This is a genomic window from Streptomyces coryli (assembly GCF_011044975.1).
Taxonomy (GTDB): Bacteria; Actinomycetota; Actinomycetes; order Streptomycetales; family Streptomycetaceae; genus Streptomyces; species Streptomyces coryli.
In genome coordinates this window covers 40,144-54,984 of record NZ_JAAKZV010000016.1, presented here as the reverse complement: position 1 = coordinate 54,984, position 14,841 = coordinate 40,144, and the positions used below count along the sequence as shown (strand labels likewise).

General features: G+C 74.6%; 17 protein-coding genes. 10 read left to right on the top strand and 7 right to left on the bottom strand.

Translation table 11 applies throughout. The annotated features are described in order from the left end of the window. Nucleotides 1-28 precede the first annotated feature (28 nt). Both G5C51_RS06485 and G5C51_RS06480 read left to right on the top strand, forming a co-directional pair. On the top strand, nt 29-1,459 hold the full coding sequence (locus tag G5C51_RS06485) for a sensor histidine kinase (protein ID WP_165233140.1): 1,431 nt from the start codon (nt 29-31) through the stop codon (nt 1,457-1,459). Continuing rightward, complete coding sequence (locus G5C51_RS06480; protein WP_165233138.1) at nt 1,456-2,133, top strand: response regulator; 678 nt, start codon at nt 1,456-1,458, stop codon at nt 2,131-2,133. The genes G5C51_RS06485 and G5C51_RS06480 overlap by 4 nt, the downstream gene beginning before the upstream one ends. Here G5C51_RS06480 and G5C51_RS06475 read toward each other — a convergent pair. After that, nucleotides 2,105-3,082, bottom strand: a complete 978-nt coding sequence (locus tag G5C51_RS06475; RefSeq protein ID WP_165233136.1) for a GlxA family transcriptional regulator — start codon at nt 3,080-3,082, stop codon at nt 2,105-2,107. The two genes, G5C51_RS06480 and G5C51_RS06475, sit on opposite strands and share 29 nt — an antisense overlap. Before the next feature lie 129 nt (nt 3,083-3,211). On the opposite strand from G5C51_RS06475, the gene G5C51_RS06470 reads away from it, so the two are divergent. Continuing rightward, nucleotides 3,212-4,198 carry a zinc-dependent alcohol dehydrogenase family protein gene (locus G5C51_RS06470; protein ID WP_165233134.1) on the top strand — a complete coding sequence of 329 codons (987 nt, stop codon included), beginning with the start codon at nt 3,212-3,214 and terminating at the stop codon, nt 4,196-4,198. 9 nt (nt 4,199-4,207) lie between these two features. On the opposite strand, the gene G5C51_RS06465 is transcribed toward G5C51_RS06470, so the two are convergent. Then, on the bottom strand, nt 4,208-5,341 hold the full coding sequence (locus G5C51_RS06465) for an FAD-dependent monooxygenase (RefSeq protein WP_165233132.1): 1,134 nt from the start codon (nt 5,339-5,341) through the stop codon (nt 4,208-4,210). A gap of 125 nt (nt 5,342-5,466) precedes the next feature. Between G5C51_RS06465 and G5C51_RS06460 the strand changes: the two genes are divergently transcribed. From G5C51_RS06460 to G5C51_RS06445, 4 genes are all read left to right on the top strand, one after another. Next, nucleotides 5,467-6,387, top strand: a complete 921-nt coding sequence (locus G5C51_RS06460; protein ID WP_165233130.1) for a TetR/AcrR family transcriptional regulator — start codon at nt 5,467-5,469, stop codon at nt 6,385-6,387. Further along, nucleotides 6,374-6,886 carry a class I SAM-dependent methyltransferase gene (locus G5C51_RS06455; protein WP_165233128.1) on the top strand — a complete coding sequence of 171 codons (513 nt, stop codon included), beginning with the start codon at nt 6,374-6,376 and terminating at the stop codon, nt 6,884-6,886. The genes G5C51_RS06460 and G5C51_RS06455 overlap by 14 nt, the downstream gene beginning before the upstream one ends. 11 nt (nt 6,887-6,897) lie before the next feature. Then, the gene (locus G5C51_RS06450) at nt 6,898-7,770 is read left to right on the top strand and encodes an LLM class flavin-dependent oxidoreductase (RefSeq protein WP_165233126.1); all 873 of its coding nucleotides are present in this window, start codon (nt 6,898-6,900) and stop codon (nt 7,768-7,770) included. Between the two features lie 76 nt (nt 7,771-7,846). Then, complete coding sequence (locus tag G5C51_RS06445) at nt 7,847-8,536, top strand: sensor domain-containing protein (RefSeq protein ID WP_240929428.1); 690 nt, start codon at nt 7,847-7,849, stop codon at nt 8,534-8,536. Nucleotides 8,537-8,766: 230 nt separating this feature from the next. On the opposite strand, the gene G5C51_RS06440 is transcribed toward G5C51_RS06445, so the two are convergent. Genes G5C51_RS06440 through G5C51_RS06430 form a run of 3 tightly spaced genes read right to left on the bottom strand, consistent with a single transcriptional unit; the run spans nt 8,767 to nt 11,424 of the window. After that, nucleotides 8,767-9,678, bottom strand: coding sequence for a bifunctional 5,10-methylenetetrahydrofolate dehydrogenase/5,10-methenyltetrahydrofolate cyclohydrolase (locus G5C51_RS06440; protein WP_165233124.1), 912 nt, complete (start codon nt 9,676-9,678; stop codon nt 8,767-8,769). Beyond that, on the bottom strand, nt 9,675-10,325 hold the full coding sequence (locus G5C51_RS06435; protein ID WP_165233121.1) for a cyclodeaminase/cyclohydrolase family protein: 651 nt from the start codon (nt 10,323-10,325) through the stop codon (nt 9,675-9,677). Before G5C51_RS06435 ends, G5C51_RS06440 begins: the two co-directional genes overlap by 4 nt. A 22-nt stretch (nt 10,326-10,347) precedes the next feature. Beyond that, complete coding sequence (locus G5C51_RS06430) at nt 10,348-11,424, bottom strand: endonuclease/exonuclease/phosphatase family protein (protein ID WP_338118031.1); 1,077 nt, start codon at nt 11,422-11,424, stop codon at nt 10,348-10,350. Nucleotides 11,425-11,576: 152 nt separating this feature from the next. Here G5C51_RS06430 and G5C51_RS06425 point away from each other — a divergent pair, with 152 nt between their 5' ends. Next, nucleotides 11,577-12,674 carry a winged helix DNA-binding domain-containing protein gene (locus G5C51_RS06425; protein ID WP_165233117.1) on the top strand — a complete coding sequence of 366 codons (1,098 nt, stop codon included), beginning with the start codon at nt 11,577-11,579 and terminating at the stop codon, nt 12,672-12,674. A gap of 5 nt (nt 12,675-12,679) precedes the next feature. On the opposite strand, the gene G5C51_RS06420 is transcribed toward G5C51_RS06425, so the two are convergent. Both G5C51_RS06420 and G5C51_RS06415 read right to left on the bottom strand, forming a co-directional pair. Continuing rightward, a complete protein-coding gene (locus tag G5C51_RS06420) occupies nt 12,680-13,255 on the bottom strand; it encodes an EF-hand domain-containing protein (protein ID WP_165233115.1) in 576 nt (191 codons plus the stop codon). A 31-nt stretch (nt 13,256-13,286) separates the two neighbouring features. Further along, complete coding sequence (locus tag G5C51_RS06415) at nt 13,287-13,592, bottom strand: SAV_915 family protein (protein ID WP_240929427.1); 306 nt, start codon at nt 13,590-13,592, stop codon at nt 13,287-13,289. A gap of 189 nt (nt 13,593-13,781) precedes the next feature. Here G5C51_RS06415 and G5C51_RS06410 point away from each other — a divergent pair, with 189 nt between their 5' ends. Both G5C51_RS06410 and G5C51_RS06405 read left to right on the top strand, forming a co-directional pair. Further along, entirely contained in the window at nt 13,782-14,456 is a 675-nt protein-coding gene (locus G5C51_RS06410; protein WP_165233112.1) for a tryptophan 2,3-dioxygenase family protein, read from the top strand. A 10-nt stretch (nt 14,457-14,466) separates the two neighbouring features. Further along, nucleotides 14,467-14,817 (top strand): VOC family protein, encoded by a 351-nt coding sequence (locus G5C51_RS06405; RefSeq protein WP_165233108.1) that lies wholly within the window; start codon nt 14,467-14,469, stop codon nt 14,815-14,817. The last annotated feature ends 24 nt before the right edge of the window (nt 14,818-14,841 follow it).

Sequence of the window (14,841 nt, the reverse complement as noted above, 5' to 3'; positions counted from 1 at the left end):
CGCGGCGGACACCTGCACATCCCGGACGATGTCCTGGCGGCCCGCCGCTTGGCACACTGAGCCGGTGATAGCGAAAGACCTCTGGCTACGGCCCCGTGCTGCCGCCGCCGCGCTGCTGCGCTCGGCGGGTCCGCCCGCGAAGCTGTCGCGCTGGGCGTGGGTGGCGGACGTGGTGCTCGCCGCGGTGCTGGCCATTGCCATCGTGGTGGCGGACCTGGACCGTACGTACTCGGGCGATGCCCATCAGCCGAGTGGCCGGGAGCTGCTGCAGGCGGAACCGCGGGTGCCGGCGGAACCGCGGGAACCGGCGGAACCGCCGGAACCCCCGGAACCGCCCGAGCCACTCGGCGATGACCTGCGGTATCCAGGATCGCTGCCACCGCCGTCGCTCGCTCCGGCGGAGCCCTGGGAGCTGGCGCTGGGGATCCTCATCGCGCTCCCGCTGGTGGTGCGCCGCCGCTATCCGCTCGCCGCCTTCGGGGCGGTGACGTTCGCGGCGCTGCTCTTCCACGTCGGCGAAGTCACCGAGGACGCCGCCGCCATCGCCTTCGCGGCCTGGCTGATCGCCGCGTACAGCGCCGCGATGTACAGCCCGTACCGCCGGGCCGCGGTGCTGGCTGTCGGGGCGGCCGCGGTGCTGTTCACCGTGGCGCGGGACGGGGTCGTGCCGCAGGTCTCGACCGGCCTCCTGCCGCTGCTGATCCTGCTGCCGCTCGGCCTCGCCGCCAACACCCTGCACACCTGGCAGCAGCGGGTCCGCCGGCTGCAGGCCGAGCAGGAGCAGGCCGCCCGGCGCGCGGCCGAGCGGGAGCGGGCCCGTATCGCCCGGGAGCTGCACGATGTGGTCACCCACAACGTCAGCGTGATGACCATCCAGGCCGGCGCCGCCCGTAAAGTGCTCGACGCCTCGCCGGAACAGGCCCGCGAGGCGATGCGCGCGGTCGAGGCGAGCGGCCGGGCCGCGCTCGCCGAGCTGCGGCAGGCGATGGGACTGCTCACGATGGCGGCCAACGGACCCGACCCGGCGGCGTCGGTGGAACTCGCCCCGCAGCCCGGCCTCGACCGCCTCCCCGCCCTCGCCGACCGGGTCCGCGACGCCGGCGTCCCGGTCGAGCTGACGGTCACCGGCACGCCCGCGGCCGAGCTGCCCGCCGGCGTCGACCTGGCCGCGTACCGGGTGGTCCAGGAGGCGCTGACGAACGCCGTGAAGCACGCCGCGGGCGCGCGGGTCGAAGTCCGCGTCGAGCACGCGGCCGACGCGATCCGGGTCGAGGTGAGCGACACCGGCGGCCACCGCGCGGCCGGGGCCGCCGCCGGGAACGGGCGCGGACTGATCGGCCTGCGCGAACGGCTGGCCGTCTACGGCGGTACGCTCCAGGCGGGCGGCCGCCCGCGCGGCGGCTACCGGGTCCGCGCCGAGATCCCGGTGCAGCACTCGGAATTGCAGGAGACGACGTGAGCGACGCGGTACCCCGGGTCGTGATCGCGGACGACCAGTCGCTCGTCCGCACCGGCTTCCGCATGATCCTCACCGCCGACGGCATCGACGTCGTCGGCGAGGCCGCGGACGGGGACGAGGCGGTGGCGGCGGTCCGCCGCACCCAGCCCGACGTCGTGCTGATGGACATCCGGATGCCGGATACGGATGGCCTGGAGGCCACCCGCCGCATCATGGCCGCCGCCGATCCGCCGCGGGTCGTCATCCTCACCACGTACGACCTCGACCAGTACGTCTACGCGGCGCTCGCCGCCGGCGCCAGCGGCTTCCTGCTGAAGGACGTCACCCCCGAACACCTCACCGCCGCCGTCCGCCTGGTCCGCTCCGGCGACGCCCTGCTCGCCCCCGCGATCACCCGCCGCCTGGTCGAACGCTTCGCGTCCCGCGCCGACCGCCCCGCGGCCCCGCACGCCGACCTGGCCGCCCTCACCCCGCGCGAACTGGAGGTCCTCACCGCCCTCGCCCGCGGCCGCAGCAACGCCGAACTCGCCGCCCGCTTCAGCCTGAGCGAGGCCACGGTCAAGACCCACGTCGCCCGCATCCTCTCCAAGCTCGACCTCCGCGACCGCGCCCAGGCGGTGATCGTCGCGTACGAGACGGGGCTGATCACGCCGGGAGCGGGGGAGCAGGACTAGCGCTGCGCTTCCGGTAGCCGGTCGGGGTCAGGCCGGTGGCCGCGACCAGGTGGTGGCGGAGGGAGTCGGGGGAGCCGAGGCCGGTGCGGCGGGCGATCCGCTCCACCGTGAGGTCGGTGGACTCCAGCAACTCCTGGGCCAGGTTCAGGCGTTGCTGCAGCACCCAGCGCAGTGGGCTGCTGCCGGTCTCCTCCTGCCAGCGGCGGCTGAGCGTGCGCACGCTGGTGCGGGCGTGCCGGGCCAGCGCGGCCAGGGTCAGCGGCTCGTCGAGGTGCGCGCTCGCCCAGGCGCGGGTGGCGGCGAGGGAGAGCGCTGAACGGGCCTGGGCGGCGGTCGGAAGGGGCTGCCCGGCCGAGGCGTGCCGGGCGGGTGCGGCGATGATGCGGCGGCCGAGGTCGTTGGCCACGGCCGTGCCGTAGTCGTTGCGGATCAGGGCGAAGCACAGGTCGGCGGCGCCGCCGTGGCCCGAGCCGATGTAGGGGGCGGTCTCGGTGTAGAGGATGTCCGTACGCACCCGGATGTCAGGGAAGCGGCGGCGGAAGTCGTCCGCGAAGCGCCAGTTGACGGCGGCCTCGGAGCCGTGCGGCAGCAGTCCGGCCTCGGCGAGCGTGACCGCCCCGCCGCAGAGCGAGGCGAGGCGCGCCCCGCGGGCCGCCGCCGCGCGCAGGGCGGCATGTGTCTCGTCGGCGCCGGGACCCTCGGCGTGGCCGCTCACCAGCACGGTGTCTGCCTCGGCGAGGGTGTCGAGGCCGCCCCGTACGACCACCTCGACGCCTTCATAGCCGGCGAGGGTGCCCGGCCGGGCCGTGCACACCTCGATCTCGTACGCGGGCCGTCCGTCCGCCGTGCTCGCCTGCGTGAAGGCCATCGTGGCGGCGGCCATGTCGAACGTCGACAGCGGGGCGCTCACCAGCAGGGCGACGCGGTGCGGGCGGGTCTCGTCGGCCATGGCCACATCCTCCGGAGGGTTGGCAAGCGCGGCTGTGTCCCCGGGGCGGGAGCCGCCGGACAGTGGTGATCAAGCCGCCTTCCCGGCCCGGGAACGCGGCGCCGCGACCACGGATATGGACGTTCAACCATGGCGAAGACAGTGCTGTTCCACGAGCTCGGCGGCCCCGAGGTGCTCACGCTGGCCGACCGCGAGCCGCGCGCCCCCGGCAAGGGCGAGGTGGCGCTGCGGGTGCAGGCCTTCGGCCTCAACCGGGCCGAGTCGATGCTCCGTTCCGGCACGTACTACTACCAGCCCCGGCTCCCGGAGGCCCGGCTCGGCTACGAGGCCGCGGGCGTGGTGGAGGCGGTGGGCGAAGGGGTCGAGGGCTTCGCGCCCGGCGACGAAGTCATCACCACCTCCGGCCTCTTGATGGAGGACCACGGCGTCTACGGCGAGCACGCGGTGGTCCCCGCAGCCACCGCCCTGCTGCACCGCCCCGCAGGCCTCGAGCCGGTCACCGCCGCGGCGATCCCGCTCACCTACATGACGGCGTACGGCGCGCTGATCCACCGCGCCCGGGTCCAGCCCGGCGACACCGTGCTGATCACCGCGGGCGCGGGCGGCGTCGGCCTGGCGGCGATCCAGATGGTACGGACCGCGGGCGCCGTCCCGATCGTCACCACCCGCCGCGCGGCGAAGCGGCAGCGGCTGCTGGACGCGGGCGCCGCCGAGGTGATCGTCACCGAGGACGAGGACGTGCTGAAGCGGGTCAGGGAGCTGACGGCCGACCGCGGCGCCGACGTCGTCTTCGACCCGCTGGGCGGCAGCTTCCTGCACACCGCGGCGGCCGCGCTGGCGCCGGGCGGCCTGCTCATCGTCTACGGCTGGCTGCTGGGCGAGGAGAATCCGCTGCCGTACACGTGGCCGCTGGAGCTGTTCACGTACGCCAACACGTACCTGACCGACCACCCCGACCGCCTCCGTCGCGCGGGCGCGTACCTGGAGGCCGGGCTGCGCGGCGGTTGGCTGGCGCCGGTGATCGACCGGACCTTCCCGCTGGACGACATCGTCGAGGCCCACCGGCTGCTCGACTCCAACGAGCACGTCGGGAAGATCGTGGTGACGGTGGACTGACGGGGCCGGTCAGCGGTAGTCGCGCAGCCGCACCAGCTCGGTGCGCGGTCCCGCGGCCGCCTGCGCGGCGATGGCGTCGAGCATCTCCTGGGTGGGGGAGCCCATGAAGAAGTGCTCGGCGCCTTTCCGGCCCGCCTGCTGGTGCTCGGCGACGTACGGGCGGAGTTCGCGCTCGTACGCGGTGAAGGCCCGGGTGTGATCGCCGCGCGCGGCGGCGAGTTCGCCGGCGAGGACGTACGCGCCGATCAGCGCCTGGGAGGTGCCGCGGCCCGAGGTCGGCGCGGCGCAGTAGCCGGCGTCGCCGAGGAGGGCGACCCGGCCGGTGCTCCAAGTGTCCATCTCCACCTGGGCGTTGGCATCGAAGTACACGTCGTCGGCGGCCGCCAGCTCGCGCAGCAGCCGCGGCACCTCCCAGCCCTCGGCGGCGAAGCGCTCGGTCAGCAGGCGCTTCGTGGCATCCGGGTCGCGGCGGTCGTAGGCCAGGGGCTCCGAGGCGAAGTGCAGGGCGGCGCGGGCCTCGGTGTTGCCGCGGGCGCTGAAGATGTTCGCGGCGCGGCCGGGGACGCTGTAGAGCTGTCCGGTGTGCCGGAGGTCGAGGTAGTTGTCGAGGGTGAAGATCGCGCTGTAGATGCCGAGATGGCGCAGGTACTTCTCCTCCGGGCCGAAGGCCAGCGCCCGGGTGCGGGAGTGCAGGCCGTCGGCGCCGACGACCAGGTCGAAGGTGCGGGGCGCCGAGCGCTCGAAGGTGACGTGGACGCCGTCCGCGTCCTGCTCCAGGGAGGCGATGGAGTCGTCGAAGAGGTACTCGGTGCCGTCGCTCGTCGCCTCGTACAGCAGCCGGGTCAGGTCGCCCTTCAGGATCTCCAGCTCGCCCGCGAAGACGACGGCGGGGAGCGTGGCGTACCGGCGCCCGTCCCCGTCGACCAGCGCGGCATCGCCCATGCCGGTATCCAGCGCGCGGACCTGCTCCAGCAGGCCCATCCGGTCGAGCACGTCTAGCGCCTCGCCGCGGAAGTCGACCGCGAAGCCGCCGTCGCGCAGCCGCGGGGCGCGCTCGACGACGGTGGGGTTGAAGCCGTGGCGGCGCAGCCAGTAGGCGAGCGCGGGACCGGCGACACTGGCGCCTGAGATGAGGATGTCCATGGGAGCCTCCGGGAGCTGGTGGATGCGTACGTTGGCCCCCTCAACCTCGGCCCTGCACATGCGGAGTGGCAACAGGTGTACTAGTGCGCCATGCTTGGCGTACTAGTACAGGAGGGGAGGCCACGATGGCGGGAACGCCGCCCTATCTCCGCATCGCCGCCGAGATCCGGCAGCGCATCACCGACGGCGAGCTGCGGACCGGCGATCACGTCCCGTCCGCCCGCGCGATCACCCGCGAATGGGGCGTCGCCATCGCCACCGCCACCCGCGCGCTCGCCGCGCTGCGGCAGGAGGGTCTGGTACGGGCCGTGCCCGGCGTCGGGACGGTGGTCGCCGCTCAGCAGGCGCCCCCGCGGTCCGCGAGCGGTGGCGCCGCCGCCGACCCGGTCCGCGACCGCATCGTGCGCGCCGCGATCCGGATCGCCGACGCCGAGGGGCTCGCGGCGCTCACCATGCGCCGCATCGGCAGCGAGCTCGACGTCGCCACCATGTCGCTGTACCGCCACCTCCGCGGCAAGGGCGAGCTCGAGGCCCGGATGGCCGAAGCCGCCTTCGCCGAACGGCCGCTGCCCGCCGACCCGCCGCCGGGCTGGCGGCCCCGGCTGGAGCTCGCCGCCCGCACCCAGTGGCAGCTCTACCGCGCCCACCCCTGGCTCCCCCGCACCATCAACATGAACCGGCCGCTGATCATCCCCAGCGGCATGGCGCACATCGAGTTCACCCTCACCGCCCTCGACGGCCTCGGCCTGGACGACAACACCCGCCTGCACACCGCCATCGCCCTCTTCGGCTACGTCCGCGGCGCCGCCGCCGACCTGGAGACCGAGGCGCGGGCCGCCCAGGACACCGGGCTCGACGGCGAGGAGTGGCTGGACGCGCAGGAGCGGCCGCTGAGCGCGGTGTTCGCCCTCGGCGACTTCCCGGCCTTCGCGGCGGTCCGGCGGCGGCCGGGCGTAGACGTCGGCGTGGAGTCGCTTTTCGGGTACGGGCTTGCGCGGTATCTCGACGGGGTGGCGGCCATACTCGGGGAGCATGGACCGACATGAGTGGGCCGCCGGAGTCGTCGCGGCGCGGGGCGGGGACCGGGTGCTGGAGGTCGGCTGCGGGCACGGCGTGACCGCGTCGCATGTGCTGGCGGGTCTCGGGGAGGACGGGCGGCTGCTGGGGGTCGACCGGTCGGCGAAGATGACGGCCGCCGCCGGGCGCCGGAACGAGGCGGAAGTGGCCGCGGGGCGGGCCGAGTTCCGTACCGCCGAGTGGCCCGTCGATCTCGGGGACGAGCGGTACGACGCCGTGTACTCCTTCAGCGTGCAGCTGCTCACCGCCGACGTGACCGCCGCCCGCGCGGTGCGCGACGTCCTCGCCCCCGGCGGCCGCTTCTTCGCCTTCTATCAACTGCCGCCGTGGAAGGGCGTCACCCAGGCGGGCGTGGTGGGCGCGGCGGCGCGGGTGCTGCACGACGCCGGGCTCGTCGTCGTACGGGACGCACACGAGCTGGGCGTCGAAGCCGGGTGCGTCGTTGCCCGGGGCGCCGGCGGCGGGTGAGGATGGGGATCATGACGACACTCGGCGCCGTATTCCGTCCCCAGTACCCGCCCGAGCGGCTGCGCGAGGTGGTGCGCGCCGCCGAGGAGTCCGGGCTCGAGGAGCTGTGGCTGTGGGAGGACTGCTTCCTGGAGAGCGGGCTCGCCACCGCGGCCGCGGCGCTCGCCTGGAGCGAGCGGCTGCGGGTCGGGGTCGGGCTGACGCCCGTGCCGCTGCGGAACGTCGCCCTCACCGCGATGGAGACGGCGACGCTCGACCGGCTCTTCCCCGGGCGCTTCCAGCTCGGCGTCGGGCACGGCGTGCAGGACTGGATGGGGCAGGTCGGGGCGCGGGCGGAGTCGCCGCTGACGCTGCTGCGCGAGTATCTCGACGGGCTGCGGGCGCTGCTCGCAGGTGAGCGGGTCAGCCGCGAGGGGCGCTACGTCCGGCTCGACGGCGTCCAGCTGGACTGGCCGCCGGCCACGCCGACGCGCATCTACGCGGGCGGCACCGGGCCGCGCACCCTGAAGCTGACAGGCGAGGCCGCCGACGGCACGATCCTCGACGCCGACCTCACGGTGGAGCGGGTGGGCCGGGCCGTCGAGCTGATCAACGAGGCGCGGGCGGCGGCCGGCCGTACCGGACCGCACCACTTCACCGTGTACGTGCACGCCGCCACCGGCCCCGACGCCACCGAGCGGCTGCACCGCGAACTCGCCGCCTGGGGCCACGACCCCACCGCCGACATGGGCATCGCGGGCGACGCGGCCGAGGTGGCCAAGGGCATCGAGCGGCTGGTGGCGGCCGGGGCGGACACGGTGGTGCTGCAGCCGACCGCGGACGAGCCGGACCCGGCGGGATTCATGCGCTTCGTGGCGGAGGACGTGCGGCCGCTGGTGGCGTAGCGGGGGGTTAACCCCACTCGCGGTCGGCCGGTGGGCCGGATGGGGTGAGCGGGCCTGGCGGCGGAGGATCGTGGTCATGACCTCGATGACCGCAGCACCTCAGATGACCCCCCGCTCCGCCGCGTACGAGACCGGGCGGGCAAGCCACTCGGGCCGCGCCGACCGCTTCTGGCGCGAACTGGGCTATCTCCTCGCCGGGCTGCCGATCGGCATCGCCGCGTTCGTGGTCGCGGTCACCGGCGTGGCCGTCGGCGCGGCGAGCTTCGCCGTCGTGCTCGGGCTGCCGGTGCTGGCCGGCGCCCTCGCCGCCGCCCGTTTCTTCGCCCGCGGCGAGCGGGCCCGGGTCGCGGCCGTCACCGGGCGCCCGGTGCCCGAGCCCCGCTACCGCAAGGCGGCCGGCAGCGGGCTCGGCCGCATGCTGAGCGCCCTGAAGGACCCGCAGTCGTGGCGCGACCTCGGCCACATGCTGGTCGCCTTCCCGCTGCGCGTCGTGTCCTTCAGCCTCGCCCTCACCTGGACGCTGGGCGCCGTCGGCGAGCTGCTGTACATCACCTGGTCCTGGGCGCTCCCGCGGGACGGCGGCGAGGGCGGGCTGCTGGACTTGATGTTCGGCATCTCCTCGCGCGCCGCCGACATCGGCTTCCACACCGGCATCGGCGTCGTACTGGCCCTGACCGCCGTACCGGTGCTCCACGGCCTCACCGCCCTGCAGACCGGGACCGCCCGCGCCCTGCTGACGAACCCGGCCTCCAGCTACTCCCGTTGACGGCAGCCGCGCCCGGCAGGGCCTGTCTTTCGGATCTTGTCGGCGAGCACGGGGCGGTGCCGCGAGCGGGTCGGCGTACGGACTGGCTGTGGGCATGGGAGCGTCGTTCGGTGCGTGGCCTCGGCGTGCGCTGTCCCCGGTCCTGTGGCGGAGCCACCGGTCCGGGGGCGGCGTGCGGCGAGGGTGCGTGCCGGGCGGCGTGGGACCCGGCAAGATCCGAAAGACAGGCCCTACTCCCGGGCGCGCTCCGCCGCCTGCACCGTGTGCCGTAGCAGCAGTGCCGTCGTGACCGGGCCGACGCCGCCCGGGACCGGGGTCAGGGCCGAGGCGCGGGTGGCCACCGAGGCGGCGTCGGCGTCGCCGGCCAGGCCGCCGTCGGCGGTCGGGTTCGTGCCGACGTCGATGACCACGGCGCCGTCGCGGACGTGCTCCGCCCGTACCAGACCGGCCCGGCCCACCGCCGCGACGACCACGTCCGCCGCCGAGGTGAGGGCCGCCAGGTCGCGGGTGCGCGAATGGCACACCGTCACCGTGGCGTTGCGGTCGAGCAGCAGGTGGGCGAGCGGCTTGCCGACCACCGACGAGCGGCCGATGACCGCGACGTACCGGCCGTTGAGCTCGACCTTGTGGTGCTCGAGCAGCGCCACCACCGCGGCGGCGGTCGCGGGCGCGTACGCCGGCAGGCCCGTGACGAGGCGGCCGAGCGAGAGCGGGTTCGCGCCGTCGATGTCCTTCGCCGGCGGGATCGCGTCCGCCAGGTCCTGCAGCGCCAGCCCGTCCGGGAGTGGGGTCTGCAGGATGATGCCGTGGACGGCCGGATCGGCGCCCAGCGCGGTGAGTTCGGCGCGGATCGCGCCGGGGGTGGCGTCCGCGCCCAGGTCGCGGATGTCGCAGGCGATGCCCGCCTGCTCCGCGGCCCGCTTGATGGAGCGTACGTACCAGGCGCTGGAGTCGTCCGCGGTCGCCACCACCACCGCGAGCCGCGGCGGCGTCCCGGCCGCGGTCAGCTCGGTGGCGCGGGCGCCGACCTCGAGGCGCAGCTGCGCCGCGAACTCGCGCCCGGACAGCTCCCTGGTCCCGTTCCCGCGCACCGACAGCGTCGGTGCGTCCGCCCGTGCGGTCTTGGCTGCCGCCCCCGTCATGCGTTGATCTCCTTCCGTACCGCGGCCGTGATCTCCTCCGCCCGCGCCGCGATCTCCTTCACCCCGGCGGCCGCGGCGGCCAGCGTGGCGCGCAGCGACTCGTCCCGGATGCCGGAGAGATTGACCTCGACATTGACCTGCGCCGTCGTGGCCGCCGCGCGGGCCGCCTCGGCGGCCGCGGCCACGTCGGTGATCACATTACGGTTCGCCCGGCCCGGCTCCGCAAGCAGCTCTTCGGCCAGCTCCACCGCCCGCCGGGCGGTGGCGATCACCTCGGCGGGCGGCCGCGCCGCGCCGGCCAGCGCGGTGGCGATGGCGGCGGAGCGGGACGCCTTCTCCGCCTCGGCGTTCTCGCCGTCCTCGCCCTTCGGCATCCCGTACGCCCGCGTCACCGCCGAGAAGGCCGTCACGTCGTCGTCGGCGAGCCGCAGCGCCTCTTCCCGCAGCCGGTCGGCCTCCTCGGTGATCCGGCCGATGGCGGCGGCATGCTCCGCGTACTTCTCGCCGGAGGAGTAGCGCGCGACCATCGCGAGCAGCGCGGCCGCGTGCGCCGCGTGCACCGCGGCGGCGGCCCCGCCGCCGGGGGCGGGCACCCGGGCGGCGAGCTGCTCGAGGAAGCCGCCGACCGGTTCGTCCCGTACGGGCATCTGTGGTTCTCCTTCGGTTTCTTCAGTTGGCAGCCGGGGCGGTGTCCCGGCGTTCGTGCAGGTCCAGCTCCACCAGCACCGAGCGGTGGTCGGTGTGTGCGAGGTCGAGGAAGCGGATCGCGGTCGGCGCCAGGCGGTCGCCGACCAGCACGTGGTCGATCTGCGCGCCGAACGCCGGCGCGGTGCGCTGCGGCCAGGTCGGGGTCCGGGAACGGTCCAGCAGCAGGGCGCTGTCGCGCAGGCCGGTGTCCAGGATCCGGCGGAACGCGGCATGGTCCTGGGAGGAGTTGAAGTCGCCGGCGATGATCAGCGGCCCGTTCCCGGCGTCCGCGGCGAAGTCCCGCAGCCGCTCCAGCTCGGTGCGCCAGCCGTTCATGTACGCGCGCTCGGGCAGCGGCGGCAGCGGGTGCGCGACCTGGATCCGGACCCGCTGGCCGGCGATCTCGGCGGTGCCGCCGGGCATCTTCAGCTCGCTGGGGATCGTCGGGCCCTTGGCCAGCGGGAACTTGCTCAGCAGCGCCGAGCCCTCCGACGGATTGCCGTCGGCGATCACCCGGTACGGATACGCCTCGCGCAGTTCCGGCGTGCGCAGCGCGGCGGCGCAGCGGGCGTCGCACTCCTGCACCGATACGAGATCGGGCTTGTGCTCGCGCAGGGCCGCCAGCAGCCCGTCGGTGGCATTGCCGAACTTCAGGTTGGACGACAGCAGCGTGATGCGCGCCGCCACCGGACCCGACGGCGCGTCGGCGGCCGTCTCGTACGGGCGCATGAACCACGCCGTGCAGGCCAGCGTCAGCAGTGCCCATGCCACGCCGAGCGGCCACCGGGCCAGCGCCGCCATCAGCAGTCCGAAGCCGGCCGGCAGCAGGAACCACGGCATGAAGGAGATCACTTGCGGTATCGGGGTGACGCCGTCGGCGTCCGCGGCCCGTACCGCGAGCGGAATGCATACCGCGATCAGCACCAGGGAGGCCACGATCGCCATGGTCAGCCGCACCTTTCCGCGGGGCGGCCGGACCCCGGCGCGCAGCGCGGCGGCGGCTCCGCGCGGGGCGTCCGGGCGCTCGTCGGCCTCCCGGCTCTCCGTGACTGTCCCCACGCTCGCCCCCGTCCGTCTCTGCTGGCTCCGCGGGCGGAGCCCGCTATTAGACACTGCATCCTGCCTCACCGAAAGGGGATCCCGGCCATCCGGCCCGCCATGCCGGTGACTTGCGGACCGGAACTGTCCGCAATCGCCCGTACCTTTGACGCATGACGAAGACGGCAGCCGGGCAAGAGGTCCTGAGTACCCGCGCGCTGAACCGTGCCACGCTGGCGCGCCAGCTGCTGCTGCGCCGCGCGCGGCGGCCGGCGCTCGACGCCACCGAGCATCTGCTCGGCCTGCAGGCGCAGAACCCGAAGCCGCCGTATCACGCGCTGGCGGCGCGACTTGCGGACTTCGACCCGGACGAGCTGTCCGGGCTGCTGGAGCGGCGCGAGGTGGTGCGGCTGCCCGCGATGCGCTCGACCATTCATCTGATGAGCGTCGAAGACGCCCTGGTGCTGCGGCCGTTCAGCCAGCCGGCGCTGGACCGGGAGCTGAAGATGTTCCGCAAGGGGCTCGACGGCGTGGACCTCGACCGGGTGGTGGCGCTGGCGGCCGAGCGGTGCACGGGCGCCGGGATGCCGCTGAAGGTGCTGGGGGAGGAGCTGGCGCAGGAGTGGCCGGACGCCGACCGGCTCGCGCTGAAGATCGCGGCCCGGGTGCTGCTGCCGCTGGTGCAGACGACGCCGCGCGGGCTGTGGGGCCAAGGCGGGCAGGTGGCGCTGGCCACGCTGCGATCGTGGGTGGGGCGGGACATGGCGGCGGTCGCGGAACCGGACGTCGACGCCCTGGTCCGCCGCTATCTCGCCGCCTTCGGCCCGGCCTCGGTGAAGGACATGCAGACCTGGGCGGGCGTGACGCGGCTGCGCCCGGCCTTCGAGCGGCTGCGGGGCGAACTCCGCACCTTCCGCGACCCGTCAGGGGTCGAGCTCTTCGACCTGCCGGACGCCCCGCGCCCCGGCCCGGACGTCCCGGCGCCGCCGCGCTTCCTCCCCGAATACGACAACGTGCTCCTCTCGCACGCCGACCGGACGCGCGTCGTCCCGCCGGAGTTCCGCGGCCGCACCTGGCAGGGCAACAGCGCGTACTGCGTCTTCCTGGTCGACGGCTTCCTGCGCGGGATCTGGCGGGTCGAGGAGGGCACGATGGTCGTGGAGCCGTTCACGCCGCTGAGCCGCGCCGAGCGCGACGCGGTCGAGGCGGAGGCGGCGCGGGTGCTGGAGCCGGCGGCGCCGGGGGGCGGCGTACGCATCGCGCAGGCCTGAATCGATCAGTCCGCGTCCAGCGGGCCGAGCAGCCAGACGCCCGTCGACGCCGGGTCCTCGCTGAAGTAGAACTCGCGGATCGCCTCCAGCATGTCGTCGCGGGTGATCAGGCCGTCCGCGTCGCGGTCGAGCCGGCCGAAGACCTCGCGGGCGTCCGGCTCCGGGAGGCTCATCAGGGCGCCGGTCCAGCGGACCTGTTCGTCGCGGGTGAGCCGACCGTCGCCGTCGGTGTCGGCGATGTCCATCAGGGCGTCGAGGAAGGGCACATAGCCGGCGTCGAAGGAGTCCGGCGTGACCAGCAGCCCGGCGGCGAACGCGGCCTGGTACTCGCCCAGGTCGATGCGCCCGTCGGCGTTCGTGTCCGCCGCCCGCGCCAGGTGCTGCCACAGGCCGTCGCTGAGCTCCCGCAGATGCTTCAGCTCGGCGGAGTCGGGGCCGAGGCCGAAGGCGGTGCCGAGCCGGTCGCAGGCGGACTGGAAGTCGGTGCGGTCGACATAGCCGTCGCGGTCCGTGTCGTAGGTCTGGAAGCGGCGGGCGAGCTTGCGCCGAAGGAACGGGGAAATACCGGAGGTTGATTCCATACCCCGCAGCTTTACCGGCGGAATGCCGCCGTCAGCAGGCGACGACCGGCCGTTTCGCGGACTCCGGCGGCGCGGCCGGGGAGACCGGCCGGGGACGGCGGGCGGTCAGCAGCGGGTCGACCGTGATCCGGTCCGCGCCCAGCGGCAGCGCCATCGCGCGCAGCGCCGCCTCGCCGAGCCGGATCCACGGCTGGGCGGGCCCGAGCACCCGGCTCAAGGCCATCTCGCTGGTGAAGGCCACCGCGGTCCGCGTCCCCAGGGGCGTACGGAACATTCGCATCGCGCAACCGCCGCCGGGCCCGGAGTGAACGGGGACGTACAGCAGGGGCTGCGTCATGTCGGTTCCTTCGCGGTGAGGTCGGGCGGTCGGCAGGGCCGTCCGGTGCCGACGGTACGGGCGTCCCACCCGCCGCGTCGCCGGATTCCGGCATGCGAGACGGGGCGGGGCCCGGCGGCGAGGTGGTCCCCGTACGGCGCGACGCATTGGCCCTGTTCCGGGGCGTTCCGGCCGGGCAGGGTCGGTGCCATGCACGGAGACCGAACCTACGGGGATTACGCCCGCCTCCCGCAGCTCCTCGCCCAGCACGCGCCGCTGTCCGCCACCCACGACGAGCATCTCTTCATCGCCGCGCACCAGGTGCACGAGCTGTGGTTCCGGCAGCTGCTCACCGAGCTCGCCGACGCCCGCGACCGGCTGCTCGCCGGGGAGCTACGCACCCCGGCCGACCGGCTGCGGCGCTGCACCGCGATCACCGGGGCGCTGCGCGGCACCCTCGACGTGCTCGACACCATGCCGCCCGCCGCGTTCGCGGAGTTCCGCGGGCTGCTGGGGGAGTCGAGCGGGGCGCAGTCGGCGCAGTTCCACGAGATCGAGGCGCTGTGCGGGCGCCGGGGCGCCGGGCGGGTGCTGGGGCTGGACTGGCCGAGCGCGGCCGAGCGGGGCCGGCTGGAGCGGCGGCTGGCAGAGCCGTCCGTATGGGACGGCTATCTGAAGGTGCGCGAGCTGCCCGGCGCCGGCGCGGTCGCGGAGGCGCTGCTCGGCTTCGACCGCGGCTGGGGCGCGTGGCGGGATCTGCACGTGACCGTGGCGGGGCGGCAGATCGGTGCCGCGGCGGGCACCGGCGGCACGAGCGGCGTCGCCCACCTGCGGGCCCGGCTCGGCAACCGGCTCTTCCCTGAGCTGTGGGGGCCGGAGGAATAGGCTCGGCGGCATGATCAATGGAGCGCACGTCATTCTCTACAGCCGCGATGCCGAGGCGGACCGGGTCTTTCTGCGCGACGTGCTGGGCGCGAAGAATGTGGACGCGGGCGGCGGCTGGCTGATCTTCAAGCTGCCGCCGGCGGAGGTGGCCGTCCATCCGACGGATGGTGATCCGCAGCACCAGCTGTACTTCATGTGCGACGACGTCGAGGCGACCGTCGCCGAGCTGAGCGCCAAGGGCGTGGAGTTCACCGCGCAGGTGAGCGATCAGGGCTGGGGGCGGCTGACGTCGCTGCGGCTGCCGGGCGGGGGAGAGGTGGGGCTGTACGAGCCGCTGCACCCGGTGGCGTACGACCTGTGAGGCGCGGTCGGGGATGATGGCCGG